24 protein-coding genes are annotated in these 25,432 nt (G+C 70.0%); 9 read left to right on the top strand and 15 right to left on the bottom strand.

Features of this window, described 5'->3' with window-relative positions:
- Positions 1-3: 3 nt before the first annotated feature.
- Genes ABIA33_RS13315 through ABIA33_RS13300 form a run of 4 tightly spaced genes read right to left on the bottom strand, consistent with a single transcriptional unit; the run spans position 4 to position 3,852 of the window.
- A complete protein-coding gene (locus tag ABIA33_RS13315) occupies positions 4-330 on the bottom strand; it encodes a non-heme iron oxygenase ferredoxin subunit (protein ID WP_370080806.1) in 327 nt (108 codons plus the stop codon).
- Positions 327-1,577: a Fe-S cluster assembly protein SufD gene (gene sufD, locus ABIA33_RS13310; protein WP_370080804.1), complete on the bottom strand. Its 1,251-nt coding sequence runs from the start codon at positions 1,575-1,577 to the stop codon at positions 327-329. The genes ABIA33_RS13315 and sufD overlap by 4 nt, the downstream gene beginning before the upstream one ends.
- A 59-nt stretch (positions 1,578-1,636) precedes the next feature.
- Positions 1,637-3,049: a Fe-S cluster assembly protein SufB gene (gene sufB / locus ABIA33_RS13305; RefSeq protein ID WP_370080802.1), complete on the bottom strand. Its 1,413-nt coding sequence runs from the start codon at positions 3,047-3,049 to the stop codon at positions 1,637-1,639.
- On the bottom strand, positions 3,046-3,852 hold the full coding sequence (locus ABIA33_RS13300; RefSeq protein WP_370080950.1) for a helix-turn-helix transcriptional regulator: 807 nt from the start codon (positions 3,850-3,852) through the stop codon (positions 3,046-3,048). The genes sufB and ABIA33_RS13300 overlap by 4 nt, the downstream gene beginning before the upstream one ends.
- A gap of 167 nt (positions 3,853-4,019) precedes the next feature.
- Here ABIA33_RS13300 and ABIA33_RS13295 point away from each other — a divergent pair, with 167 nt between their 5' ends.
- The 3 genes from ABIA33_RS13295 (at position 4,020) to ABIA33_RS13285 (ending at position 6,804) form a co-directional block, all read left to right on the top strand.
- Entirely contained in the window at positions 4,020-4,955 is a 936-nt protein-coding gene (locus ABIA33_RS13295; RefSeq protein ID WP_370080799.1) for an ATP-binding cassette domain-containing protein, read from the top strand.
- Positions 4,952-5,734 carry an ABC transporter permease gene (locus ABIA33_RS13290; protein ID WP_370080797.1) on the top strand — a complete coding sequence of 261 codons (783 nt, stop codon included), beginning with the start codon at positions 4,952-4,954 and terminating at the stop codon, positions 5,732-5,734. The genes ABIA33_RS13295 and ABIA33_RS13290 overlap by 4 nt, the downstream gene beginning before the upstream one ends.
- Positions 5,735-5,832: 98 nt before the next feature.
- Positions 5,833-6,804 carry a heme A synthase gene (locus ABIA33_RS13285; RefSeq protein WP_370080795.1) on the top strand — a complete coding sequence of 324 codons (972 nt, stop codon included), beginning with the start codon at positions 5,833-5,835 and terminating at the stop codon, positions 6,802-6,804.
- 75 nt (positions 6,805-6,879) lie between these two features.
- Here the strand turns inward: ABIA33_RS13285 and ABIA33_RS13280 are convergent, their stop codons facing one another.
- Both ABIA33_RS13280 and ABIA33_RS13275 read right to left on the bottom strand, forming a co-directional pair.
- Entirely contained in the window at positions 6,880-7,248 is a 369-nt protein-coding gene (locus ABIA33_RS13280) for a hypothetical protein (protein WP_370080793.1), read from the bottom strand.
- A 105-nt stretch (positions 7,249-7,353) separates the two neighbouring features.
- Complete coding sequence (locus ABIA33_RS13275; RefSeq protein WP_370080791.1) at positions 7,354-8,295, bottom strand: heme o synthase; 942 nt, start codon at positions 8,293-8,295, stop codon at positions 7,354-7,356.
- 361 nt (positions 8,296-8,656) lie between these two features.
- Here ABIA33_RS13275 and tkt point away from each other — a divergent pair, with 361 nt between their 5' ends.
- The 6 genes from tkt (at position 8,657) to ABIA33_RS13245 (ending at position 16,097) form a co-directional block, all read left to right on the top strand.
- On the top strand, positions 8,657-10,732 hold the full coding sequence (tkt, locus tag ABIA33_RS13270; protein WP_370080789.1) for a transketolase: 2,076 nt from the start codon (positions 8,657-8,659) through the stop codon (positions 10,730-10,732).
- A gap of 29 nt (positions 10,733-10,761) precedes the next feature.
- Positions 10,762-11,892: a transaldolase gene (gene tal, locus ABIA33_RS13265; RefSeq protein ID WP_370080787.1), complete on the top strand. Its 1,131-nt coding sequence runs from the start codon at positions 10,762-10,764 to the stop codon at positions 11,890-11,892.
- Positions 11,893-11,963: 71 nt separating this feature from the next.
- Positions 11,964-13,490 carry a glucose-6-phosphate dehydrogenase gene (zwf, locus tag ABIA33_RS13260; protein WP_370080948.1) on the top strand — a complete coding sequence of 509 codons (1,527 nt, stop codon included), beginning with the start codon at positions 11,964-11,966 and terminating at the stop codon, positions 13,488-13,490.
- Positions 13,487-14,548: a glucose-6-phosphate dehydrogenase assembly protein OpcA gene (gene opcA / locus ABIA33_RS13255; RefSeq protein WP_370080785.1), complete on the top strand. Its 1,062-nt coding sequence runs from the start codon at positions 13,487-13,489 to the stop codon at positions 14,546-14,548. Before zwf ends, opcA begins: the two co-directional genes overlap by 4 nt.
- Positions 14,545-15,327, top strand: a complete 783-nt coding sequence (gene pgl / locus ABIA33_RS13250) for a 6-phosphogluconolactonase (RefSeq protein ID WP_370080783.1) — start codon at positions 14,545-14,547, stop codon at positions 15,325-15,327. The genes opcA and pgl overlap by 4 nt, the downstream gene beginning before the upstream one ends.
- A gap of 131 nt (positions 15,328-15,458) precedes the next feature.
- Positions 15,459-16,097 (top strand): GNAT family N-acetyltransferase, encoded by a 639-nt coding sequence (locus tag ABIA33_RS13245; protein ID WP_370080781.1) that lies wholly within the window; start codon positions 15,459-15,461, stop codon positions 16,095-16,097.
- 88 nt (positions 16,098-16,185) lie between these two features.
- Here ABIA33_RS13245 and ABIA33_RS13240 read toward each other — a convergent pair whose 3' ends face one another.
- The 9 genes from ABIA33_RS13240 to uvrC all read right to left on the bottom strand — a co-directional run bounded on the left by ABIA33_RS13240 (position 16,186) and on the right by uvrC (position 25,385).
- Positions 16,186-16,521 (bottom strand): RNA polymerase-binding protein RbpA, encoded by a 336-nt coding sequence (locus ABIA33_RS13240; protein WP_084714863.1) that lies wholly within the window; start codon positions 16,519-16,521, stop codon positions 16,186-16,188.
- 253 nt (positions 16,522-16,774) lie between these two features.
- Positions 16,775-17,014, bottom strand: a complete 240-nt coding sequence (gene secG / locus ABIA33_RS13235) for a preprotein translocase subunit SecG (protein WP_370080778.1) — start codon at positions 17,012-17,014, stop codon at positions 16,775-16,777.
- A 113-nt stretch (positions 17,015-17,127) separates the two neighbouring features.
- Complete coding sequence (gene tpiA, locus ABIA33_RS13230) at positions 17,128-17,916, bottom strand: triose-phosphate isomerase (protein WP_370080776.1); 789 nt, start codon at positions 17,914-17,916, stop codon at positions 17,128-17,130.
- A 7-nt stretch (positions 17,917-17,923) separates the two neighbouring features.
- A complete protein-coding gene (pgk, locus tag ABIA33_RS13225; protein WP_370080774.1) occupies positions 17,924-19,129 on the bottom strand; it encodes a phosphoglycerate kinase in 1,206 nt (401 codons plus the stop codon).
- Positions 19,130-19,227: 98 nt separating this feature from the next.
- Entirely contained in the window at positions 19,228-20,232 is a 1,005-nt protein-coding gene (gap, locus tag ABIA33_RS13220) for a type I glyceraldehyde-3-phosphate dehydrogenase (protein WP_370080772.1), read from the bottom strand.
- Positions 20,233-20,445: 213 nt separating this feature from the next.
- A complete protein-coding gene (gene whiA / locus ABIA33_RS13215; RefSeq protein ID WP_370080770.1) occupies positions 20,446-21,426 on the bottom strand; it encodes a DNA-binding protein WhiA in 981 nt (326 codons plus the stop codon).
- Positions 21,417-22,421, bottom strand: a complete 1,005-nt coding sequence (gene yvcK, locus ABIA33_RS13210; RefSeq protein ID WP_370080768.1) for a uridine diphosphate-N-acetylglucosamine-binding protein YvcK — start codon at positions 22,419-22,421, stop codon at positions 21,417-21,419. Before yvcK ends, whiA begins: the two co-directional genes overlap by 10 nt.
- Positions 22,422-22,455: 34 nt before the next feature.
- Entirely contained in the window at positions 22,456-23,286 is an 831-nt protein-coding gene (gene rapZ / locus ABIA33_RS13205) for an RNase adapter RapZ (RefSeq protein WP_370080946.1), read from the bottom strand.
- A gap of 47 nt (positions 23,287-23,333) precedes the next feature.
- Entirely contained in the window at positions 23,334-25,385 is a 2,052-nt protein-coding gene (gene uvrC, locus ABIA33_RS13200; RefSeq protein WP_370080766.1) for an excinuclease ABC subunit UvrC, read from the bottom strand.
- Between the last annotated feature and the right edge of the window lie 47 nt (positions 25,386-25,432).

Below are 25,432 nucleotides of genomic sequence, written 5' to 3'. Positions count from 1 at the left end.
GGCTCAGGACTCCTGGGTGACGGAGACGAGCACATCGTCCCCTTCGATCTTTACGGGGTACACGGGGACGGGCCGGGTGGCGGGCAGCCCGTTGGGCTTTCCGGTGCGCAGGTCGAAGCTCGACCCGTGCAGCCAGCACTCGATGGAGCAGTCCTCCACCTCGCCCTCGGAGAGGGAGACATTGGCGTGCGAGCAGATGTCGTTGATCGCGAACACCTCGCCCTCGGTGCGCACCAGCGACACGGCCACGTCGGCGACGACGACCCGCTTGGGGCTGTCCAGCTCGAGCTCGCTCAGCGCGGCGACTCGCACGAAACCATCCGCCGTCATGCGACCGACGCCTCCAGCTCCGCGTCGATCTTCTCGATCAGACGCTCCTGCAGCTCGGGCAGCCCGATCTGCTGGACCAGCTCGGCGAAGAAGCCACGGACCACCAGACGGCGGGCCTCGTCGACGGGGATGCCGCGCGACTGCAGGTAGAACAGCTGCTCGTCGTCGAAGCGGCCGGTGGCCGAGGCGTGTCCGGCGCCGACGATCTCGCCGGTCTCGATCTCCAGGTTGGGGATCGAGTCGACCCGCGCGCCGTCGGTGAGGACCAGGTTGCGGTTGAGCTCGTAGGTGTCCGTGCCCTCGGCCGCGGCGCGGATCAGCACGTCGCCGACCCACACGACGCGTGCGTCACGGCCCTGCAGCGCGCCCTTGTAGGCGACGTTGCTGCGGCAGTGGGGGGTGTCGTGGTCGATGAAGAGACGGTGCTCCAGGTGCTGGCCCGCGTCGGCGAAGTACAGGCCGTAGAGGTCGGCCTCGCCGCCGGTGGATCCGTAGACCACGCGCGGGTGCAGCCGGACCAGGTCGCCGCCGAAGCTGACCACGACGGACTTGAACGACGCGTCCCGGCCGATCAGCGTGGTGTGCTGGGCGACGTGGACGGCGGTGTCGTCCCAGTCCTGGATGGTGACCACGGTGAGCTTGGCGCCGTCGCCGATCAGGCACTCGACGTTGGCGGCGAGGACCGCGTCGCCGGTGTGCTCGATGACGACCAGGGCCTCGGCGAACGCGCCGATCTCGATCACCTGGTGCCCGTAGGCGGTGCCGCCCTGGCCGTGCACGGAGATCCGGATCGGCTCGGTGAGCTGCACGTCGCGCGGGATCGAGACGACGCCCGCCTTCTCGAAGCCGCTGAACGCCTGGGCGGCGATCCGGTCGACCGGCTTGCCGGCCTTGCCGACGCGGGGATCGGTGCGGTCCACCATCTCGACGGTGACCCCGGCGGGGGCGCTGACGTCGACCTTCACCGCGTCGACGTCAGCCTTGGCGGTGCCGTCGTGCAGGCCGCGCAGGCGGTTCAGCGGGGTGAACCGCCAGTTCTCCTCGCGTCCGGTCGGGACGGCGAAGTCCGCGACGTCGTACGAGGAAACGGCGTGAAGGCGGGCGTCCACGGGCTGCGCGACGGTGTCGCGGCCGGTGCCGGGCCCGGCGAGCTGCGCGCCGGAACCGGCCGTACCGACCTCGATGGAACCGGCCGTGGTGGAGCTGCCGGGGGTGCTGCCACCGACATTCTTGGGCGTCTCAGCCATAGCTGATGTACTGCTCTCTTCCGTGAGTGAACGACTGAACTTCTGCGAGGCTGTCGACGTCAGCCGACCGAGCCCTCCATCTGCAGCTCGATCAGCCGGTTGAGCTCCAGCGCGTACTCCATCGGCAGTTCCTTGGCGATCGGCTCGACGAACCCGCGCACGATCATCGCCATCGCCTCGAACTCGGTCAGGCCACGGCTCATCAGATAGAAGAGCTGGTCCTCGCTGACCTTGGAGACCGTCGCCTCGTGGCCCATCGACACGTCGTCCTCACGGACGTCCACGTACGGGTAGGTGTCCGAGCGGGAGATGGTGTCGACCAGCAGCGCGTCACACAGGACGTTCGACTTGGCGCCCTTGGAGCCCTCGCCGATCTCGATCAGGCCGCGGTACGAGGTGCGGCCGCCGCCTCGCGCCACCGACTTGGAGACGATGTTGGACGAGGTGTTCGGCGCCATGTGGACCATCTTGGCCCCGGCGTCCTGGTGCTGGCCCGCGCCCGCGAAGGCGATCGACAGGGTCTCGCCCTTGGCGTGCTCACCCATCAGGTAGACAGCGGGGTACTTCATGGTGACCTTGGAGCCGATGTTGCCGTCGACCCACTCCATGGTGGCGCCCTCGTAGGCGACGGCGCGCTTGGTCACCAGGTTGTAGACGTTGTTCGACCAGTTCTGGATCGTCGTGTAGCGGCAGCGGCCGCCCTTCTTGACGATGATCTCGACCACGGCGCTGTGCAGCGAGTCCGAGGAGTAGATCGGGGCGGTGCAGCCCTCGACGTAGTGGACGTAGGCGTCCTCGTCGACGATGATCAGCGTCCGCTCGAACTGGCCCATGTTCTCGGTGTTGATCCGGAAATAGGCCTGCAGCGGGATGTCGACGTGCACGCCCTTCGGCACGTAGATGAACGAACCGCCGGACCACACGGCGCTGTTCAGCGAGGCGAACTTGTTGTCGCCGACCGGGATGACGGTGCCGAAGTACTCCTGGAACATTTCCGGGTGCGTCTTCAGCGCGGTGTCGGTGTCGAGGAAGATTACGCCCTGCTCCTCCAGGTCCTCGCGGATCTGGTGGTAGACGACCTCGGACTCGTACTGGGCGGCGACGCCGGCGACCAGGCGCTGCTTCTCCGCCTCCGGGATGCCGAGCTTGTCGTAGGTGTTCTTGATGTCCTCGGGCAGGTCCTCCCAGGACTCCGCCTGCTTCTCGGTCGACCGCACGAAGTACTTGATGTTGTCGAAGTCGATACCGCTGAGGTCGGAGCCCCAGGTGGGCATGGGCTTCTTGCCGAAGAGCTTCAGACCCTTCAGCCGCAGGTTCAGCATCCACTCCGGCTCGGACTTCTTCGCCGAGATGTCGCGGACGACCGCCTCGGACAGGCCGCGCTTGGCGGTGGCGCCCGCGGTGTCGGAGTCGGACCAGCCGAACTCGTATGTGCCCAGGCCCTCGAGCTCCGGGTGAGCGGTTGTGGTCATGCGGGGTTCCTCCCGGAGACTGGCGCGATTTCGTGGGAATGCGGCGTGTGGGAATGCGGCGTGTGGGACTGGGACGTCTGGGAAACGGGCGTGTGGGACTGGGACGTACTGGGGGCGGGCACGAAGGTGGTGCAGACCCCGTCGCCGTGGGCGATGGTGGCCAGCCGCTGCACATGGGTGCCCAGCAGCTGCGAGAAGACCTCGGTCTCGGCCTCGCAGAACTGCGGGAACTGCTCGGCGATGTGCGCGACCGGGCAGTGGTGCTGGCAGAGCTGCTCTCCGAGAGGGGCACGCCGCACCGTGGCAGCGTACCCGTCCGAGGTGAGCGCCTCGGCCAGCGCTTCGGTAGGGGTGGTCCGGTCCGGGTCGGCGGCGTCGAGGGCGTCCCGGTAGCGCTCGGCGTCGCGCGCCAGCCGCGCGCGGGCGAAGGCGGCCACGGCGTCGCGGCCGGCCTCGCCACCGCCCGCGGCGTCGGCGAGGAAGCGCAGGGCGTCCGCGGCGAGCTGGTCGTACGCCTGGTAGAAGGCGTCCCGGCCGGAGTCGGTGAGCAGGAAGACCTTGGCGGGACGGCCCCGGCCGCGGTGTCCGTAGACCTTCTGCTCGCGGGCGGTGACCAGCCCGGCGGCGAGCAGGGCGTCCAGGTGGCGGCGCACCGCTGCCTGGGTGATGCCGAGGCGCACCGCGAGGTCCGCGGCGCTGCTTGGGCCGTGGTCCAGGATGGAGCGGGCGACGCGGTCGCGTGACGGCACAGGGCCATGGGCGATCGATGCGACCGCCTCGTAGCCCTCGTTCCGCTCCCGCATGTATTTCACAACGCCATTGTTGCGTAATTCATTCCGGAGCGACAACTCACCGTCTGGATCTGCTTTTGTCTGATCAATCACTAAGGTTTGCCTAACCTGACCTGCCTTGATGATCCATTCGCTCCCCGTGCGCGGAGCACCCCGCGACGCTTCGTAGACTCGTCGCCATGCAATCCGAAGCTGCAGACGCCGCCGTGCGGGTGGCGGGCCTGGTCAAGCGGTACGGCGACAAGACCGCCGTGAACGGGCTCGATCTCACCGTCCGCCGAGGCGGCGTCACCGCCGTACTCGGCCCCAACGGGGCCGGGAAGACCACGACGATCGAGACCTGCGAGGGCTATCGCCGCCCGGACGCCGGAACCGTCCGCGTGCTCGGCCTCGACCCGGTCGCCGACGCGGCGAAGCTCCGGCCCCGCATCGGTGTGATGTTGCAGTCCGGTGGCATCTACCCCGGCGCGCGCGCCCTGGAAATGCTCCGGCACACGGCGAAACTGCACGCCCATCCGCTGGACGTGGACGACCTCGCCGGCAGGCTCGGCCTCGACTCCTGCGGCCGCACCAACTACCGCCGGCTGTCCGGCGGCCAGCAGCAGCGGCTCGCCCTCGCCATGGCCGTCGTCGGGCGACCCGAGCTGGTCTTCCTGGACGAGCCCACGGCGGGACTCGACCCGCACGCCCGCCGCGCCACCTGGGAGCTGATCCGCGACCTGCGCACGGACGGCGTCACCGTCGTGCTGACCACCCACCACATGGACGAGGCCGAGCAACTCGCCGACCACGTCGCCTTCGTGGACGGCGGCCGGGTCATCGCCCAGGGCAGCCCGGACGAGCTCTGCCGCAGCGACGCGAAGAACACCGTGCGGTTCCACGCCCATCCCGGACTCGACCTCGACTCACTGCTCAAGGCACTGCCCGACGGCACCGCCGCGACCGAGCCGACGCCGGGCAGCTACCTGGTCGAGGGCTCCGTGGACCCCCAGCTGCTCGCCACGCTGACCAGCTGGTGCGCCCAGTCCGGAGTGATGCCCGAGCGGCTCGCGGTGGAACGGCACACCCTCGAAGACGTCTTCCTCGAACTGACCGGACGGGACCTGCGGGCATGAGCTCTGGCAGCTACACAGGCAGCTACACGCCCCAGCCGGGTGCGGCCCCGCTGGGCCGGATGCTCCGCGCGCAGACCGGCCTCGAAACGAGGATGCTGCTTCGCAACGGCGAGCAGTTGCTGCTGACCGTGATCATCCCCAGCGTCCTGCTGGTGCTCTTCAGCTCGGTGGACATCGTCTCCACGACCGGTCCGGGGGCGCGCGTGGACTTTCTCGCACCCGGCCTGCTCGCACTCGCGGTGATGTCCACCGCCTTCACCGGCCAGGCCATCGCCACCGGTTTCGAACGCCGCTACGGCGTGCTCAAGCGTCTCGGCGCGAGCCCGCTGCCCCGCTGGGCGCTGATGACCGCGAAGACGGGCAGCGTCCTGGTCACCGAGGTGCTGCAGGTGGCGCTGCTGTCCGGCATCGCCCTGGCCCTCGGCTGGCACCCGCACGGAAATCCGGTGGCCGTCGCCGCTCTCCTGCTGCTCGGCACCGCCGCCTTCTCCGGCCTCGGGCTGCTGATGGCCGGGACACTGCGCGCCGAAGCCACCCTGGCCGCCGCCAACCTGGTCTTCATCCTGCTGCTGCTCGCGGGCGGCGTCCTGGTGCCGCTGGCGAAGTTCCCCGGCGCGGTGCGCCCCGTCCTGGAAGCGCTGCCGATCAGCGCGATGTCGGACGGACTGCGCTCGGTGCTCCAGCAGGGATCGGGCATGCCGTGGGCGGACCTGGGCGTCCTGGCCGTCTGGGCGGTCGTCGCCCTGGCCGCCGCCGCCCGTTGGTTCCGCTGGGAGTAGCCGGCACGAAACGGCACGCCAGGAACATCGGGCGCACCCCGGGCCGCCGCCCCGCACCCCGCCCGAAGGTCCCGGGGGCCGCAATCTACGATGAATCCGTGCGTACCCCCTTCTCTCTTCTCGCCGAACGCGTCACCGTCTCCGACCGGATCGTCCGCTGGACGGCGTTCGCCACACTGGTGATGAGCGTGCTCGTCGTGGTGACCGGCGGCGCGGTGCGGCTCACCGGTTCCGGCCTCGGCTGTCCGACCTGGCCGACCTGCACCGGCAGCAGCCTGGCCACGACCCCGGCGATGGGCGTCCACGGCGTCATCGAGTTCGGCAACCGGATGCTCACCGACGTGCTGTGTGTGGTGATCGGCGCGGCCATTCTCGCCGCGCGCTGCGCCAAGCCGTGGCGCCGCAGCCTCACCCGGCTGGGCTGGGCGCAGTTCTGGGTGACGGTGTTCGAGGCGGTGTGGGGCGGCGTCACCGTGCTCACCCACCTCAACCCCTTCGTGGTGGCGGTGCACTTCCTGGCCTCCGCGGCACTGATCCTGATCGCGCTGACGATGTGGCAGCGGACCCGCGAGGGCGACGGCGAACCAGTGCGCACGGTGGGCAAGCCGGTGCTCCAGCTGTCGCGGCTGATGATCGGCGTGACGGCGGCCCTGATCGTGGTCGGCACCCTGGTCACCGGCACCGGCCCGCACTCGGGCGACGGCACCCAGGTGAAGCGGATGCCGTTCGACTGGGAGAAGATCACCCAGTTCCACGCCGACTTCGCGATGGTGACGATCGGTCTGGCGCTGGCCATGATGTTCGTACTGCTGGCCGTGGACGCACCGGCCGGCCCGCGACGCCGGGCACTGGAGTTCTTCGCCGTGCTGATGGCGCAGGCCGTGATCGGCTTCGTGCAGTACTTCACGCACCTGCCCGAAGTGGTCGTCGGCGTGCACCTGCTGGGGGCGGCCCTGGTCTGGGCCGCGGTGCTGCGACTGCACCTGTCGCTGCGCATCCGGCCCGAGGTCGGCGCGCTGCCGCGTCCCGCGAACATCGAGACGGTCACCGGCCTCGCCGCCGCGGTCTGACAGCCGACCGCAGCAGCACCGAGCCCCCGTACCGGTCACCGGTACGGGGGCTCGGTCGTGCCTTACGGTCGTGCCTTACGCGACGTTCTGCGTGCCGCCGAGCTGGATCCCGGCCATCCGCTTCCACTCGTAGGCACCGGTGCGGACCTTCAGCCCCAGCTCGCCCTCGAACGACTCGTGGACGGTGATCCCCGCGAGCTCGGCCGCGCGGACGGCGACGGGGTGGCTGGGGGCCACCTGGTCGCCCCAGGCGCCGTCCGCGCCGACCAGGACGATGCGGGTGGAGATCGGGCCCACGTACTCCACGACGCCGTCGGCGCTGCCGCCGTGGGCGGCGGCGAAGGACCGGATGTGCTTGGCGATGCGCTTGGCGCGGCGCTCGGCGGAGGCCGAAACAGTGCCGGAGGCACCGGCCGAGGCGGCGGAGTTGGCGTCGATGCTCATGGCAGGAATGCTACCCACGGGTAGACCACCTGACGACAGCACCCCCGTGTGCCACGCGGCACACCTGCGCTTACGGCCTGGGGAGCGACCGGGCTCGGCAGGCCGTTACTTCAGGAACGGGTCGATCGCGATCTCGACGAACAGCAGCGTCAGATAGGTGATGGACCAGTGGAACAGCCGCATCTCCTTGAGCTTGGCACCGATCACCCCGGCCCTGGCGCGGGACAGCAGCCCGTGCGCCTCCTTGAGCCAGAAGGCGCCCAGCAGCACCGCCGACACCGGATACAGCCAGCTGGTGTGGCCCAGCGGCCACAGCGCGAGCGACACCGCGACCATCACCCAGCTGTAGATCACGATCTGCTTGGCCACGGCCTCGTTGGTCGCCACCACCGGCAGCATCGGCACGCCCGCGTTGGCGTAGTCGTCCTTGACCTTCATCGACAGCGGCCAGTAGTGCGGCGGCGTCCAGAAGAAGATCACCAGGAACAGCACCACCGGAGCCCAGGTCAGCGAGTCGGTCACGGCGGCCCAGCCGATGAAGACCGGCATGCAGCCCGCGATGCCGCCCCAGACGATGTTCTGCGAGGTACGGCGCTTCAGGCCCAGCGTGTAGACGAAGACGTAGAACAGCAGCGCGGCCAGCGCCAGCCCCGCCGACAGCGCGTTCACCAACACCGCGAGCCACACCGTCGAGCCGACCGCCAGCGCGATGCCGAAGACCAGGCACTCGCGCGGCGACACCATCCCGGTGACCAGCGGACGCCGCTCGGTGCGGTGCATCAGCGCGTCGATGTCGCGGTCGATGTACATGTTGAGTGCGTTGGCGCCACCAGCCGACAGGTAGCCGCCGACCACCACGTTCAGCACCAGCAGCAGGTCCGGGACACCGCGCTGGGCCAGGAACATCACCGGAACCGTGGTGATCAGCAACAGCTCGATGATCCGCGGTTTGGTCAGTGCGACGAAGGCCCCGACACGGGCCGGCAGCGGCCGATGCCCGGGGGTCGCCTTGACCAGCCCGGCTGGGCGGGAATCGACGGCGGTCACGAACACCCCTGGTTGATGAAGAGCCGCAGGACCGGGACGAGCCCGGCGGTCCTGCGCGTACCACGCCACCTTAGACGTTGCATATGTCCGCCCCAGCGCGGGGTCCCGCTTCGGGTAACCGTGTTGCTCCGTTCAGCAGGCGGTTGCCCGGACGATCCCTCAGGCTGGCATCAAGAATGGGCTACTTGACACGGGGAATGCGTCGCCGTGCCCACCTGTTGGGCTGACCCGGGAAAGAGCGTACGCATGAGCGGTAGGCTCGCCTCGTACAGCGGGTCAACGCTCTGTGACCAGGTCCGCCACCGTCGACGGTCCCCAGGCACCGGGTCGAATGACGAAACGGAAGGAGCCCTGATCCAGGGTGAGTACGACGCCGAGTAATACGTTTGAGTGGACCGAGTTGGACCAGCGGGCGGTGGATACCGTGCGTGTTCTGGCGGCGGATGCCGTGCAGAGGGTCGGCAACGGCCACCCGGGCACGGCTATGTCGCTGGCGCCGGCCGCGTACCTGATCTTCCAGCGGTTCCTGCAGCATGATCCGGCGGATCCGGCGTGGAGTGGGCGGGACCGCTTCGTCCTCTCGCCCGGGCACACCAGCCTGACGCTGTACATCCAGTTGTACCTGTCGGGGTACGGGCTGACGCTGGAGGACTTGAAGGCGTTCCGCACCTGGGGGTCGTTGACGCCCGGTCACCCCGAGCACGGGCACACCGCGGGGGTGGAGACCACGACCGGGCCGCTGGGCCAGGGTATGGGCAACGCGGTGGGGATGGCGATGGCGGCGCGCTACGAGCGCGGGCTGTTCGATCCGCAGGCCCCGGCCGGTGCCTCCCCGTTCGACCACACCATCTGGGGGATCTGCTCGGACGGGGATCTGGAGGAGGGGATCTCGGGGGAGGCGTCCTCGCTGGCCGGGCACCAGAAGCTGGGCAACCTGGTGTTCCTGTACGACGACAACCACATCTCGATCGAGGGCGACACCGCCACCGCGTTCTCCGAGGACGTGCTGGGGCGCTACGAAGCCTACGGCTGGCATGTGCAGCGGGTGGACCCGGCCGAGAGCGGCGACCTCGACCCGCGCGCGCTGCACGACGCGATGGTGGCCGCGAAGGCGGAGACCGAGCGCCCGTCGATCATCGCGATGCGCACGATCATCGCCTGGCCTGCGCCGCATGCGCAGGGGACCGAGGAGTCGCACGGTTCGGCGCTGGGCGACGAGGAGGTGGCGGCGACCAAGCGGGTGCTGGGCTTCGACCCCGAGCAGTCCTTCCAGGTCGAGCCGCAGGTGCTGGCGCACGCGCGCGCGGTGGCGGACCGCGGGCGGGAGGCGCACGCGGTGTGGGAGAAGCGCTTCGCGCAGTGGCGTACCGCCGAGCCGGCGCGTGCGGCGCAGTTCGACCGGATCAGCGCGGGTGAGCTGCCCGACGGCTGGGAGCATGTCCTGCCGGCTTTCCCGGCGGGCAAGGCAGTGGCCACCCGTAAGGCTTCGGGTGAGGTGCTCAAGGCGCTGGGCGCGGTGATTCCGGAGCTGTGGGGTGGTTCGGCGGACCTGGCGGGTTCAAACCTGACCACCATCGATGCCACGTCCTCGTTCCTGCCGACCGGCAATCCGCTGCCGGGCGCGGATCCGTACGGGCGCACGATCCACTTCGGGATCCGTGAGCATGCGATGGGTTCGACGATGAACGGCATCGCGCTGCACGGCAACACCCGGGTCTACGGCGGCACGTTCCTGGTGTTCTCGGACTACATGCGCCCGGCGGTGCGGCTGGCGGCGCTGATGAAGCTGCCGGTGACCTATGTGTGGACGCACGACTCGATCGGCCTGGGCGAGGACGGCCCCACCCACCAGCCGGTGGAGCACATGGCCGCGCTGCGCGCGATCCCTGGCCTGAACATGGTGCGCCCGGCGGATGCGAACGAGACCGCCACAGTGTGGCGCGAGATCCTGCGCCGGCACGCGGACCGGCCGGCCCCGCACGGGTTGGCGTTGACGCGGCAGAACGTGCCGACCTACGAGGCCAACCCGCACGCGGCCAAGGGCGGCTATGTGCTGTTCGAGGCCGAGGGCGGCCCGGCGCAGGTGATCCTGATCGGGACCGGGTCGGAGGTGCAGCTGGCGGTGGCCGCACGGGAGACCCTGCAGGGCGCCGGCATTCCCACCCGCGTGGTGTCGATGCCGTGTGTGGAGTGGTTCCAGGAGCAGGACCGCGCCTACCGCGACAGTGTGCTGCCGCCCGCGGTCCGGGCCCGGGTCGCGGTCGAGGCGGGCATCGCGCTGACCTGGTACCGCTACGTGGGCGAGGCCGGACGCATCGTCAGCCTCGAACACTTCGGCGCCTCCGCCGACTACCAGGTGCTCTACCGCGAGTTCGGGCTGACGAGCGAGGCCGTGGTCGCCGCCGCCCACGAGTCGCTCGCAGACGTCAACCGCTGACCGCACAACCCCAGAGGAGAAGCACCATCATGACTGACGCTCTGAAGCGCCTCAGCGACGAAGGCGTGGCGATCTGGCTGGATGATCTCAGCCGTATGCGCCTGACCTCGGGCAATCTGGCCGAGCTGGTCCGTGACAAGCACGTGGTCGGGGTGACCACCAACCCGACGATCTTCCAGAAGGCCATCGGCGGCAGCAGCGACGCCTACGACGCGCAGCTGCGCGACCTGGCGGTGCGCGGGGTCAGCGTGGAGGAGGCGGTGCGGATGATGACCGCCGCCGACGTGCGCGAGGCGGCCGATGTGCTGCGCCCCGTCTACGACGCGAGCAACGGGCGTGACGGGCGGGTGTCGATCGAGGTCGACCCGCGCCTGGCGCACCAGACCGAGGCGACCATCGCCGAGGCCAAGCAGCTGGCCTGGCTGGTGGACCGCCCCAACACCCTGATCAAGATTCCGGCCACGCTGGCCGGGCTGCCCGCGATCACCGCGGTGATCGGCGAGGGCATCAGCGTGAACGTGACGCTGATCTTCTCGCTGGACCGCTACCGGGGCGTGATGGACGCGTTCTTGACCGGTCTGGAGCAGGCCAAGGCCACCGGGCACGACCTGTCCTCGATCGAGTCGGTGGCCTCGTTCTTCGTCTCGCGGGTGGACACCGAGGTCGACAAGCGCCTGGACAAGACCGACAGCCCGGCCGCCAAGGTGGCCAAGAGCAAGGCCGCGGTCGCCAACGCCCGCCTGGCCTACCAGGCCTACGAGGAGGTCTTCTCCTCGGACCGCTGGAAGGCGCTGGAGGCCGCAGGCGCCAAGCCGCAGCGCCCGCTGTGGGCGTCGACCGGAGTCAAGGACCCGGCTCTGGACGACACCTTGTACGTGGTCGAGCTGGTGGCGCCGGGCACCGTGAACACCATGCCCGAGGCCACCTTGAACGCGGTGGCCGACCACGGGGTGGTCCGCGGCGACACCGTCACCGGCGGCTACGCCCAGGCCCAGGCCGACCTGGACGCGCTGGCCGCGCTGGGCATCTCCTACGACGACGTGGTCCAGGTGCTGGAGGACGAGGGCGTGGAGAAGTTCGAGGCGTCCTGGAAGGAACTCCTGGACACCGTCGCCGCCTCGCTGAAGTCGTTCACGCCGGAAGGTGGTTCCGCCAAGTGAGTGACGACGCCCCTTCGCTGGATCCCGGAGAACTGATCGACTCGGTCCTGGCCGGCCCGGGCGAGGACGGGTTGAACTGGTGGGTCAATCCGCTGCGGGATCCGGCGGACCGCCGGTTGCCGCGGATCGCGGGCCCGTCGGGTCTGGTGATCTTCGGGGTGACCGGGGACCTGTCGCGGAAGAAGTTGATGCCCGCGGTCTACGACCTGGCCAACCGCGGGCTGCTGCCGCCGGGTTTCTCCCTGATCGGGTTCGCCCGTCGGGACTGGGAGCACGAGGACTTCGCCCAGGTGGTCCACGACTCGGTCAAGGAGCATGCGCGTACCCCCTTCCGTGAGGAGGTCTGGCTGCAGCTGGCCAAGGGCATGCGGTTTGTGCAGGGCGAGTTCGTCGACGACGAGGCGTTCGAGAAGCTGCGCGAGACCATCGAGGAACTCGACAAGGCCCAGGGCACCGGCGGCAACTTCGCCTTCTACCTCTCGGTGCCGCCCAAGTTCTTCCCCCAGGTGGTCCAGCAGCTCAAGGCGCACGGGCTGGCCGACCCGCCGAAGGGATCGTGGCGCCGGGCGGTGATCGAGAAGCCGTTCGGACACGACCTGAAGAGTGCGCAGGAACTCAACGCGGTGGTCCACTCGGTGTTCCCGCGTGACGAGGTCTTCCGCATCGACCACTACCTGGGCAAGGAGACGGTTCAGAACATTCTGGCGCTGCGGTTCGCCAACTCCATGTTCGAGCCGATCTGGAACCGCTCGTATGTGGACCATGTGCAGATCACCATGGCCGAGGACATCGGCATCGGCGGGCGGGCCGGTTACTACGACGGCATCGGCTCGGCCCGCGATGTGATCCAGAACCACCTGCTGCAGTTGCTGGCGCTGACCGCGATCGAGGAGCCGGCCTCGTTCCATCCCAAGGCGCTGGTGGCCGAGAAGCTGAAGGTGCTGTCCGCGGTGAAGATCCCCAGGGATCTGGGCCGGCACACCGTGCGCGGCCAGTACACCCACGGCTGGCAGGGCGGGGAGGAGGTGCCCGGCTACCTGGAGGAGGAGGGGATCGACCCCAAGTCGAGCACCGACACCTATGCGGCGATCAAACTGGAGATCAACAACCGGCGTTGGGCCGGGGTGCCGTTCTACCTGCGGACCGGCAAGCGGCTGGGGCGGCGGGTGACCGAGATCGCGGTGGTCTTCCAACGCGCCCCCTACCTGCCCTTCGACTCCAGTGCGACCGAGGAGCTGGGGCAGAACGCGCTGGTGATCCGGGTCCAGCCGGACGAGGGGGTGACCTTGCGGTTCGGCTCCAAGGTGCCCGGCACCTCGATGGAGGTCCGCGACGTGAGCATGGACTTCGCCTACGGCGAGTCCTTCACCGAGTCCAGCCCGGAGGCCTACGAGCGGCTGATCCTGGACGTGCTGCTGGGGGACGCGAACCTGTTCCCGCGTCACCAGGAGGTCGAGGAGTCCTGGAAGATCCTGGACCCGATCGAGGCCTACTGGGCCAAGCACGGCCGCCCGGCCCCCTACCCCGCCGGCACCTGGGGCCCGCCCGAGGCCGACGAAATGCTCGCACGAGACGGCAGGAGCTGGCGCCGACCATGAAGATCGACCTCACCGACACCACCTCCAGCAAGATCAACGCCGGACTCGTCAACGCCCGCCGGGCTATCGGCACGGGTGCCATCGGCATGGTGCTGACCCTCGTCATCGTCACCGACGAGGGCAGCGCCTACGACGCCCTCAAGGCGGCCGGCGATGCCTCGCGCGAGCACCCCTCGCGCATCCTCGCCGTGATCCGCCGCCCCGGGCGCTCGCCCCGGGCCCGGGCCGAGGCGCGCCTCGACGCCGAGATCCGAGTGGGTTCCGACGCGGGCACCGGCGAGACGGTGCTGCTCCGGCTGCACGGCGAACTCGCGGCCCAGGCGCAGTCCGTGGTCCTCCCACTGCTGCTGCCCGACGCCCCCGTCGTGGTCTGGTGGCCGGAGAACGCCCCCGACAACCCCGCCAAGGACCCCCTGGGCGCACTCGCCCAACGCCGGATCACCGACGCGGTCTCGGCGGAATCCCCGGTCGAGCAACTGGCGACCCGGGCCGCGACCTACACGCCGGGCGACACCGACCTCGCCTGGACCCGGATCACCCCGTGGCGCTCCATGCTCGCGGCGGCACTGGACCAGCGGCACGCCAAGGTCGCCTCCGCCGTCGTCGAGGGCGAGTCGTACAACCCCAGCGCGGAACTGCTGGCGCTGTGGCTCGCCGACCGCCTCAACGTCAAGGTCGACCGGGTCGTCACCGACGGCCCCGGCCTGACCGCCGTCCGCCTGCACACCGCAGGCGGCGCCGTCACCCTGGAGCGGTCGGACGGCCTGATGGCGAAGCTCTCCATGCCCGACCAGCCGGACCGGATGGTGGCGCTCAAGCGCCGCGAGACGTCCGAGCTGATCGCCGAGGAGCTGCGCCGCCTGGACCCGGACGACATCTACGCCGCAGCGGTTCGCTACGGCGTGGAGAAGCTCCACCCGGACTCGCCCCCCGAGGGTCACGAGGTCGTCGACCCGCGGACTCCGGCCAAGGGCGCGGCGGCGGCCACCGGCACCACGGCGCCGACGAAGGGAACCGCGAAGAAGTCCGCCGCCTCGTCCACCCGGACCCAGAAGTGACCGCCCCTCAGCTCGTTGTGCACCGCGACAAGGAGCTGATGGCGCTCGCCGCTGCGGCCCGGCTCATCACCCGGATCGTGGACGCGCAGTCTGCCCGCGGCACCGCCTCGGTGGTGCTGACGGGCGGCCGCAACGGCAACGCGCTGCTCGCCGCGCTGGCGTCCTCGCCGGCGCGGGACGCGGTGGACTGGTCACGGCTGGACCTGTGGTGGGGCGACGAGCGGTTCCTCCCCGAGGGTCACCCGGAGCGCAACGCCACCCAGGCGTACGACGAGCTGCTCGCGGCCGTCCCGCTCGACCCGTCCCGCGTGCATCCCATGCCCGCGTCGGACGGCCCGGACGGGGACGACCCGGAGGCGGCGGCGGAACGCTACGCCGCCGAACTCGCCAAGGCGTCCGGTCCTGAGGACCACCTGGGAGTACCGGCCTTCGACGTGCTACTGCTCGGCGTCGGTCCGGACACCCACATCGCCTCGCTCTTCCCCGAGCACCCCGGCGTACGGGAGACCTTCCGGACTGTCGTCGGCGTCCGGGGCGCGCCCAAGCCGCCGCCGGTACGGGTCTCGCTGACCCTCCCGGCGATCCGTGCGGCCCGCGAGGTGTGGCTGCTCGCGGCGGGCGAGGACAAGGCGGAGGCAGTGGCACTCGCGCTCAGCGGCCCGGGCGAGATCCAAGCCCCGGCCTCCGGTGCCTACGGCCGGCAGCGCACCTTGTGGCTGCTGGACCGGGCCGCGGCGTCCAAGATCCCGCCGCAGCTGTACCCGCCGTCCTCGGCCTGACGGAACCTCACCATCGGCTCGGTGCGGCCCGCCACTCCAGGCGGACCGCACCGAGCCGTACCGGCCTTCGGGCGGACTCGGCCTCGCGGCAGGGTCGACTCAACCACCGTACGGTGCCTACGATTTCGGGCATGGGGGAAACAGAGATCACGGTCCGGCCGGCAACGGGCGCGGACCTGGACGCAATCGCCGGAACGCTCGCCCGCGCCTTTCACGACGACCCGCAGTGGCGCTGGTCGTTGCCCGTGATGACCACCCGAACGAGGCGGCTGCGCCGGATATTCGCCACGATCCTGCGCTACGAGGTGCTTCCGCACGGCGCGGTGGAGATCGCCGTCGAGGGCCGCGGCAGGAGCGGGGGCGGACATGTCGTCGGAGCGGCCGTGTGGCTGCCACCGGGCAAGGCGCACCCACCGCTGCGGCGGCAGATTGTCGCCGTGCCGGGCTTCCTGCGCGGCTACGGACGCCGCATCCGGTACGGGCAGCTCCTCCAGGACGCCTGCTTCCGGAGCCACCCGCGCACCCAACCGCACTGGTACCTCTACCTCCTCGGCGTCGAACCGGATCTGCAGGGCACGGGTGTGGGCGCGGCCCTGCTCCGTTCCCGGCTGGACCGGGTGGACGCCGAGCGGCTGCCCGCCTATCTGGAGTCGAGCAACCCGGTCAACATCCCGCTGTACGAACACTTCGGCTTCAAGGTGACCGGCGCCCTCGGCCTGCCGAAGGACGCGCCGACCATGGACACCATGTGGCGGGCGGCCAAAGCCTGAGAAGGGCGTTGCCGGACACCTGGTGAGGTGGTGCCCGGCAACGCCCTTGCGGTGCCCTGCTGTGCCTGGGACGAGCTGTGCCCGGAGCTCAGATCTCGCCGCGCAGCTTGGCGAGCGCCTCGGCGAGGATCGCCTCGCCGTCGGCGTCGCTGCGACGCTCACGGACGTACGCGAGGTGGGTCTTGTACGGTTCGGTGCGCGGCGGCGCCGGCGGGTTCTCCTCGTCCTGCCCGGCCGGGAAGCCGCAGCGCGGGCAGTCCCAGGTATCCGGGATCTGCGCGTCGGAGGCGAAGGACGGGCGCGTCTCGTGCCCGTTGGCGCACCAGAAGGAGATACGGAGACGAGGAGCGGACTCCCCGCGCTCGGCTTCCCCCATGGGGCCTGCCCCGACCCTGCTGCCACGGATGGCGTTGCCACTTGCCACGGTCTGACTCCCTGCGTGCTGGTGCGATGCGATAGTCACCTGGGAAGATTCCGTGCCCCCGAGGCCCGGCCCCCACAGTGTCCCGTCGCCCCCCTTCTCCGACGGAGTCGTCCCAGTGTACGGACCGCATAAGTGCCGCCCGACACCGCCACCGGTGACAACTGTCACCCATGATAGGCGGCCGGGCGACACTCCGTCAGCTTTCGGTCCACGGCTGTAGTCGGACCGGAGAGAGTTCAGGACCCGCGCGGGCTCAGCCGTTCTTGGCCTTGAGCAGCAGCGACAGAATGATGATGCAGGCGAACCAGCCGACTCCCATGAAAATGGTGATGCGGTCGAGGTTGCGCTCGGCAACGGCGGAGCCACCGCCGGTGGAGGACATACCGCCACCAAACATGTCGGACAGGCCGCCGCCCTTGCCCTTGTGCAGCAGGACGAGGGCGACCATCATCACGCTGAAGAAGATCAGCGCGATCGAGAAGCCGAGGATCACGGCGGGACCAATCTCTCGTGGATTGAACGTGGATCGGGGCAACGACCAGGTCGTAGGGGTCGGGACGGCGGGCGAACCGCCGTTGCCCCGACCCCCACTACCTTAGACCGCCGTCAGCCTACTGCCTGGTCCCGGTAGCGAACGATCCTCACGAACTCCTCCGGGTCGAGGGCCGCGCCGCCGACCAGGGCGCCGTCGACGTCCGGCTTTGCCATGATTCCGGCCGTGTTCGACGCCTTCACCGAACCGCCGTAGAGCACGCGGACGGCGTCGGCCAGCTCCTGGCCGTAGAGCTCGGCCAGCCGGACCCGGATCGCGCCGCAGACCTCCTGGGCGTCCTCGGGGGTCGCGACCTCGCCGGTGCCGATGGCCCACACCGGCTCGTAGGCCACGACGATCCGCTCGGCGTCCTTGGCCTCGACGCCGTCGAGCGCACCGTCCAGCTGCGCCAGTGTGAACGCGACCTGGTTGCCCGCCTTGCGAACGTCCAGACCCTCGCCGACGCAGAGGATCGGGACGATGCCGTTACGGAATGCGGCCTTCACCTTGGCGTTGACGATCGGCTCGGTCTCGCCGTGGTACTGGCGCCGCTCCGAGTGGCCGACGGCCACGTAGCTGCACTTCAGCTTGGACAGCATCGGGCCCGAGATCTCGCCGGTGTAGGCGCCGGAGTCGTGGGCCGAGATGTCCTGCGCCCCGTACTTGATCTTCAGTTTGTCGCCGTCGACCAGGGTCTGCACCGAGCGCAGATCCGTGAACGGGGGGAGGACGGCGACCTCGACGGCCGCATAGTCCTTGTCGGTGAGCGCGAAGGCGAGCTTCTGGGTGTGGGCGATGGCCTCGAGGTGGTTGAGGTTCATCTTCCAGTTGCCCGCCATCAGCGGGGTGCGGGGGTCTGCCATGGTCTTCTCAGTTCTCCAGTGCGGCCAGGCCGGGGAGGGTCTTGCCCTCGAGGTACTCGAGGCTGGCGCCGCCACCCGTCGAGATGTGCCCGAACTTCTTCTCGTCGAAGCCCAGGATGCGCACGGCTGCGGCGGAGTCGCCACCACCGACCACGGAGAACGAGTCGCCGTCGGCCAGTGCCTGGGCGACCGCCCGGGTGCCGTCGGCAAAGGCCGGGTGCTCGAACACGCCCATGGGGCCGTTCCAGAACACCGTCCGCGCGTCCGCGAGCTTGGCCGCGAACAGCTCGCAGGTCGCCGGACCCAGGTCCAGGCCCCCCTTGCCGGCCGGGATGGCGTCGGCGGCGACGATCTCGAAGTCCTCGACCGGGGCCTTGGTCTTGAGGTCGGGGAAGTCCGCCGAGACCGCGACGTCGACGGGGAGCACGAACTCCACGCCGTTCTTCTCCGCGCGCTCCAGGTACTCCTGCACGGCCGGGATCTGGTCGGTCTGCAGGATGCTCTTCCCCACCTCGAGGCCCTTGGCCGCGAGGAAGGTGTAGGCCATGCCGCCGCCGATGAGGATGCGGTCAGCCTTGCCGAGCAGGTTGTCGATCACGGCGAGCTTGTCGGAGACCTTGGCACCGCCGAGCACGACCACGTACGGCCGGTCGACCTCCTCGGTGAGCCGCTTGAGGACGGCCACCTCGGTCGCGATGAGCAGGCCCACGGCGTGCGGGAGGCGCGCCGGGAGGTCGTAGACGGAGGCGTGCTTGCGGTGGACGGCACCGAAGCCGTCACCGACGTAGAGGTCGGCGAGGGCGGCCAGCCGGTCCGCGAAGGCGCCGCGCTCGGCGTCGTCCCTGCTGCTCTCCTCCGCATTGAAGCGCAGGTTCTCCAGCAGGACGACGCCACCGTCGTGGAGCTCGCCCACGGCCGCGGCGGCACTGTCGCCGACGGTGTCGGTCGCGAAGGTGACGTCCTGGCCCAGGAGCTCGGCCAGCCGCACGGCCACCGGGCCGAGGCTGAACTGGGGGTCGGGCTCGCCCTTGGGACGGCCCAGGTGGGAGGCGACGATCACCTTGGCGCCCGCGGCGACCAGTTTGGCGATGGTCGGGACGACGGCGCGGATCCGGCCGTCGTCGGTGATGTCGGTGCCGGACAGCGGCACGTTGAGGTCGGCGCGGACGAATACCCGCTTGCCGGCGACGTCGAGGTCGTCGATGGTCTGCACAGTCTGGTTCTCCTGTGGGAGACGGGGTGATGGGGGAGCACGGACAGGGTCCGGACGTGGCGTCCGGACCCTGCCTCACATCGCGCTTGCCGTGCTCGTCAGAGCTGGCCACCGACGAGGGTGGTCAGGTTGACGAGGCGGTTGGAGTAGCCCCACTCGTTGTCGTACCAGCCGAAGACCTTGACCTGGTTGCCCTGAACCATGGTCATCTGCGAGTCGAAGATGCAGGACGCCTGGTTGTTGACGATGTCCGAGGACACGATCGGGTCCTCGGTGTACTCAAGGATGCCCTTGAGCGCACCGTTGGCGGCCTTCTGGTACGCGGCGTTGACCTCTTCGACGGTCACCTCGCGCTCCAGGGTGACGACCAGGTCGGTGATGGAGCCGGTCGGGACCGGGACGCGCAGCGAGGTGCCGTCCAGCTTGCCTTTGAGCTCCGGGATGACCAGCGCGGTGGCCTTGGCGGCACCCGTCGAGGTCGGGATGATGTTCAGCGACGCGGCGCGGGCACGGCGCAGGTCCTTGTGCGGGAAGTCCAGCGTGACCTGGTCGTTGGTGAACGCGTGGACCGTCGTCATGAAGCCCTTGACGATGCCGAAGTTCTCCAGCAGCACCTTCGCCAGCGGCGCCACGCAGTTGGTGGTGCACGAGGCGTTGGAGATGACGTCCTGCTTGGAGACGTCGAGCTTGTCGTCGTTCACGCCGATGACGATGGTGATGTCCTCGTCGGTGGCGGGGGCCGAGATCAGGACCTTCTTGGCACCGGCGGCGATGTGCTTCTTCGCGTCCGCGGCCTTGGTGAAGAAGCCGGTGGACTCGATCACGATGTCCACGCCCAGGTCGCCCCAGCCGAGGGCGGCGGGGTCGCGCTCGGCGGTGACCTTGAAGGTCTTGCCGTCCACGGTGATGCTGTCGGCGGTGTGGGACACCTCGGCCTGGAGCGTGCCCAGGATCGAGTCGTACTTGAGCAGGTGCGCCAGGGTCTTGGTGTCGGTGAGGTCGTTGACACCGACGATCTCGATGTCCGCGCCCTGGGACTTAACCGCACGGAAGAAGTTACGGCCAATACGGCCGAACCCGTTGATGCCTACCCGGATCGTCACGAACCGATCTCCTCGCTGGTACGCCGACGTTGTACGTCGACGAGCTGGAATGGGATGTCCCCGACCGCTTAAAACCCTACCCCGCGCCAGTGTCGGAGAGCACATCCGACCGGCCGCGCACGAGTGTGCCGCCCCCCGACGCAAGGTCCGGGGGCGGCATTCAGGCAGGTTTCACCGGGATTTCACGGGCATTTCCCCGCTTCGGCACACCCGTCAGCCCGCGACCATCTCCTCGGAGAGGCTGTGCTCCGTGCTGGGCAGACCCAGCTCCGACGCCCGCTTGTCGGCCATCGCCAGCAGTCGGCGGATCCGGCCGGCGACGGCGTCCTTGGTCAGCGGCGGGTCGGCCAGCGAACCCAGTTCCTCCAGCGACGCCTGCTTGTGCTCCATCCGCAGCCGACCGGCCGCGGCCAGGTGCTCGGGGACCTCCTCGCCGAGGATCTCCAGGGCCCGCTGGACCCGTGCGCCGGCCGCGACGGCCGCCCGCGCCGAGCGGCGCAGGTTGGCGTCGTCGAAGTTCGCCAGTCGGTTCGCGGTCGCCCGGACCTCGCGGCGCATCCGCCGCTCCTCCCAGGCGAGCACCGACTCGTGCGCACCGAGCCGGGTCAGCAGCGCGCCGATGGCATCGCCGTCCCTGATCACCACCCGGTCCACCCCGCGCACCTCGCGGGCCTTCGCCGGGATGCCCAGTCGCCGGGCTGCGCCGACCAGGGCCAGCGCCGCCTCCGAGCCGGGGCAGGTGATCTCCAGCGAGGAGGACCTGCCGGGCTCGGTGAGCGAACCGTGCGCCAGGAAGGCGCCGCGCCAGGCCGCCTCCGCGTCACAGGTCGCCCCGGACACCACCGCCGGGGGAAGACCCCGGATGGGGCGTCCTCGCCCGTCCACCAGGCCCGTCTGCCGGGCCAGCAGGTCACCGTCCTTCACCACCCGCACCACGTACCGGCTGCCGCGTCGCAGACCGCCGGGGGCCATCACCACCAGATCCGAGGAGTGTCCGAAGATCTCCAGCAGGTCCTTGCGCAGCCGCCGCGCCGCAACGCCGGTGTCGAGCTCCGCCTCGATCACGATGCGTCCGCTGACCAGGTGCAGGCCGCCCGCGAAGCGCAGGATCGCCGACACCTCCGCCTTGCGGCAGCATGCCCGGGTGACGGGGAGCCGGCTGATTTCGTCCTTCACCGCTGCCGTCATCGCCATGGCGCGATCCTTCCATGCGTTCTGAAGATCCGGTCGTACGCTGCGGCCAGAAGCTCCGGGTCGTGTCGCGGACTCCCGTCCGGGGCCGCGACGTTGTCGAGCACGAGTTCGGCGCCGAGCCGCTTCGCGGCGCTGCGGAGCGCCTCCGGATCGGCGACGGTGGCCTCGTTGGCGAGCACGAAGTCGACGGAGAGGTCGGGGGCGTGAGCCCCCAGCACCTCCAGGTGCCGCTGCGGGGAGAAGCCCTCGGTCTCCCCGGGCTGCGCCACCAGGTTGAGCGCGAGCACCTTGCGGGAACGGGTCTCCACCAGGGCGTCCCGCAGCTCAGGGACCATCAGGTGCGGGAGCACGCTGGTGAACCAGGAGCCGGGGCCGAGCACCACCCAGTCCGCGTCGCGGACGGCGGCGACGGCCTCGGGCACCGCGGGCGGGTCCTGCGGCAGCAGTCGCACCGACTCCACCTCGCCGGTGGTGACCGCTACTTCGGCCTGGCCGCGCACCGTGTCGACCCGGTCGGGAGCGCCCGGGTCGAGACCTCGCACGGTGGCCTCGATGTCGAGCGGCACCGCCGACATCGGCAGCACCCGGCCGTGCGCGCCGAGCAGTCGCCCGACGTAGGCGAGGGCCTCGACCGGGTCGCCGAGCTTCTCCCACAGCGCCACGATGAGCAGGTTGCCGACCGCGTGGCCGTGCAGGTCGCCGTCGCTCTGGAAGCGGTGCTGGATCACCTCGGACCAGGTACGGCCCCACTCGTCGTCGCCGCACAGCGCGGCCAGCGCCTTGCGCAGGTCACCGGGCGGCAGCACACCCAACTCGGTGCGCAGCCGCCCGCTGGAGCCGCCGTTGTCGGCGACGGTGACCACGGCGGTCAACTCGCCGGTGAGCCGGCGCAGAGCACGGAGCGACGCGGCCAGGCCCTGCCCGCCGCCCAGTGCCGTGATCTGCGGGGCCCCTCGGCGTCGGACCTGCCGTCCAGCAACGATGTGTGACGCCACTCGTGCCCCTCTTGAACCCTCAGACCGGCTGGTCCTACTCGCGCCCCATGTCCCGGTGCACCAGCACCGTTTCGAGTCCGTCCGCGATCAGGCGCTTCGCCAGCCGCTCCGACATCGCCACGCTGCGGTGCTTGCCTCCGGTGCAGCCTACGGCAAGTGTCATGTAGCGCTTGCCCTCACGACGGTAGCCTTCGGTGACGATTCTGAGGAGCTCCGCGTACTGGTCCAGGAACTCCTTGGCGCCGGGCTGGTCGAAGACGTAGCGGGCCACCTCGTCGTCAGTACCGGTGCGCGGGCGCAGCTCCGGCACCCAGTGCGGGTTCGGCAGGAATCGGCAGTCCACGACCAGGTCGGCGTCCACCGGCAGCCCGTACTTGAAGCCGAAGGACATGACCGTGGCCCGGAGCTGCGGCTCCTGGTCGTCGGAGAACTGGGCGTCCAGCTTGGCGCGCAGCTCGTGGACGTTGAGGCTGGAGGTGTCGATCACCAGGTCGGCCTCGCCGCGCAGGTCGCGCAGCAGCGCTCGCTCGCGTTCGATGCCGTCCACGATCCGCCCGTCGCCCTGGAGCGGGTGCGGACGCCGGACGCTCTCGAATCTCCGTACCAGGGCGTCGTCGGACGCCTCCAGGTAGACCACGCGCAGTCGGACGCCGCGCTTCTCCAGGTCCTCCAGGGAGGCCAGCAGGTCGTCGAAGAAGCTGCGCCCGCGCACGTCCACGACGGCCCCTATCCGGGCCACCGCGCCCTGCGACCGGGCGCCCAGGTCGACCATGGTCGGTATCAGGGACGGCGGCAGGTTGTCCACGACGAACCAGCCGAGGTCCTCCAGGCACTTTGCCGCCGTGCTGCGACCGGCCCCGGACATGCCGGAGATGATCACCAGCTCGGGAACGGTCTCACCGCCGGACTTGCTCACGTTCTCTCCCCATGCTTACTCGTGCCGCTGTCGGTCGCGTCAGTACCAACAACGCCTGTGGTGGCCTGCGGCTTCCCTGAATCACTCGCATGAGTGACACTGCCATCGTCCGGCCTCTCCTCGGCATACTCCTCCACGATCTCCCCCGTGGCGGTGTTCACCGCGGGAGCAGCAGGTGTACGGGAGGACAACGCCGCCACAACGGCCTCGGCGGTCCGCCTGCCGACGCCGGGGACCTCGCAGATCTCGTCCACCGTCGCCGCCCGCAGCCGCTTCAGTGAGCCGAAGTGCTTGAGCAGTGCCTGGCGGCGGGTCTCCCCCAGCCCGGGGACCGAGTCCAGGGCCCCGGAGACCAGGCGTTTGGCGCGCTTCTGCCGCTGGTAGCTGATAGCGAAGCGGTGCGCCTCGTCGCGGACGCGCTGCAGCAGGTACAGCCCCTCGCTGCTGCGGGGCAGCACCACCGGGTCGTCCTCCTCGGGCAGCCAGACCTCCTCAAGGCGTTTGGCCAGCCCGCACAGGGCCACGTCGTGGACGCCCAGCTCGGTCAGCGCCCGTTGCGCAGCCGCGACCTGCGGCTCGCCGCCGTCGACGACGATCAGCTGCGGCGGGTAGGCGAAGCGGCGCGGCCGGCCGGTCTCCTCGTCGCGCCCCGCGGGCTGCTCGTTGTGCTTGAAGCGGCGGGTGATCACCTCGTGCATGGAGCGGACGTCGTCCTGCCCCTCGAAGCTCTTGATCGCGAAGCGGCGGTACTCGCTCTTGCGGGCGAGACCGTCCTCGAAGACCACCATGGAGGCGACCACGTCCTGGCCCTGGAGGTGGGAGATGTCGTAGCACTCGATCCGGAGCGGGGCGGTGTCCAGGCCGAGAGCATCCGCGATCTCCTGCAGGGCGACGCTGCGGGTGGTGAGGTCGGAGGCCCGCTTGGTCTTGTGCAGGGCCAACGCCTGGGCGGCGTTGCGCTCGACGGTGACCATCAGCTCGCGCTTGTCGCCGCGCTGCGGCACCCGCAGGTCCACCGCGCTGCCGCGCCGCTCGCTGAGCCACTGCGCTATCGGCGCCACCGGATCGGGCAGGGCCGGGACCAGCACCTCGCGCGGCACGGCCTCGCCGCGCTCCTCCCCGTAGAGCTGCAGCAGGGCGTGCTCCACCAGGCCTGCCGTGTCGACGTTCTCCACCTTGTCGGTGACCCAGCCGCGCTGGCCGCGCACCCGGCCGCCACGCACGTGGAAGATCTGGACCGCGGCCTCGAGCTCGTCCTCGGCGATGGCGAGCAGGTCGGCGTCGGTGCCGTCGGCGAGCACGACGGCGTTCTTCTCCATCGCGCGCCTGAGCGCCTCGATGTCGTCGCGGAGCCGCCCGGCCCTCTCGTACTCCATGTCGGACGCGGCCTGCTTCATCTCCTGCTCCAACCGGCGCAGGTAGGTGCCGGTGCGGCCGGCCATGAAGTCGCAGAACTCCTCGGCGAGTTCGCGGTGGGCCTCGGGGGAGATCCGGCCGACGCAGGGGGCCGAGCACTTGCCGATGTAGCCCAGCAAGCAGGGGCGGCCCACCTGTTCGGCCCGCTTGAACACCCCGGGCGAGCAGGTCCGGACCGGAAACACCCGGAGCAGCAGGTCGACGGTCTCGCGAATCGCCCAGGCGTGCCCGTACGGGCCGAAGTAGCGTACGCCGCGCCTCTTGGGGCCGCGCATCACCTGCACCCGGGGGAACTCCTCGTTCAGCGTGACCGCGAGCGAGGGATAGCTCTTGTCGTCCCGGTACTTGACGTTGAAGCGCGGATCGAACTCCTTGATCCAGCTGTACTCCAGCTGCAGCGCCTCGACCTCGGTGCCGACGACCGTCCACTCCACCGAGGCGGCGGTGGTGACCATCTGCCGGGTGCGCGGATGCAGACTCGCCAGGTCCTGGAAGTAGGAGGAGAGCCTGGGCCGCAGGCTCTTCGCCTTGCCGACGTAGATCACCCGCGCGTGGGCGTCACGAAACTTGTAGACGCCCGGGGAGACCGGGATCTGCCCTGGCGCGGGACGGTACGTCGACGGGTCGGCCATGGGAGTAACCGTACCGACTGGCCCCGACATTCCCCGTTGTCCGCCCT

The sequence above is a fragment of the Streptacidiphilus sp. MAP12-16 genome, from assembly GCF_041262165.1.
In the GTDB taxonomy this organism is placed as follows: Bacteria; Actinomycetota; Actinomycetes; order Streptomycetales; family Streptomycetaceae; genus Streptacidiphilus.
This window is presented reverse-complemented; position numbering and strand designations above follow the sequence as displayed.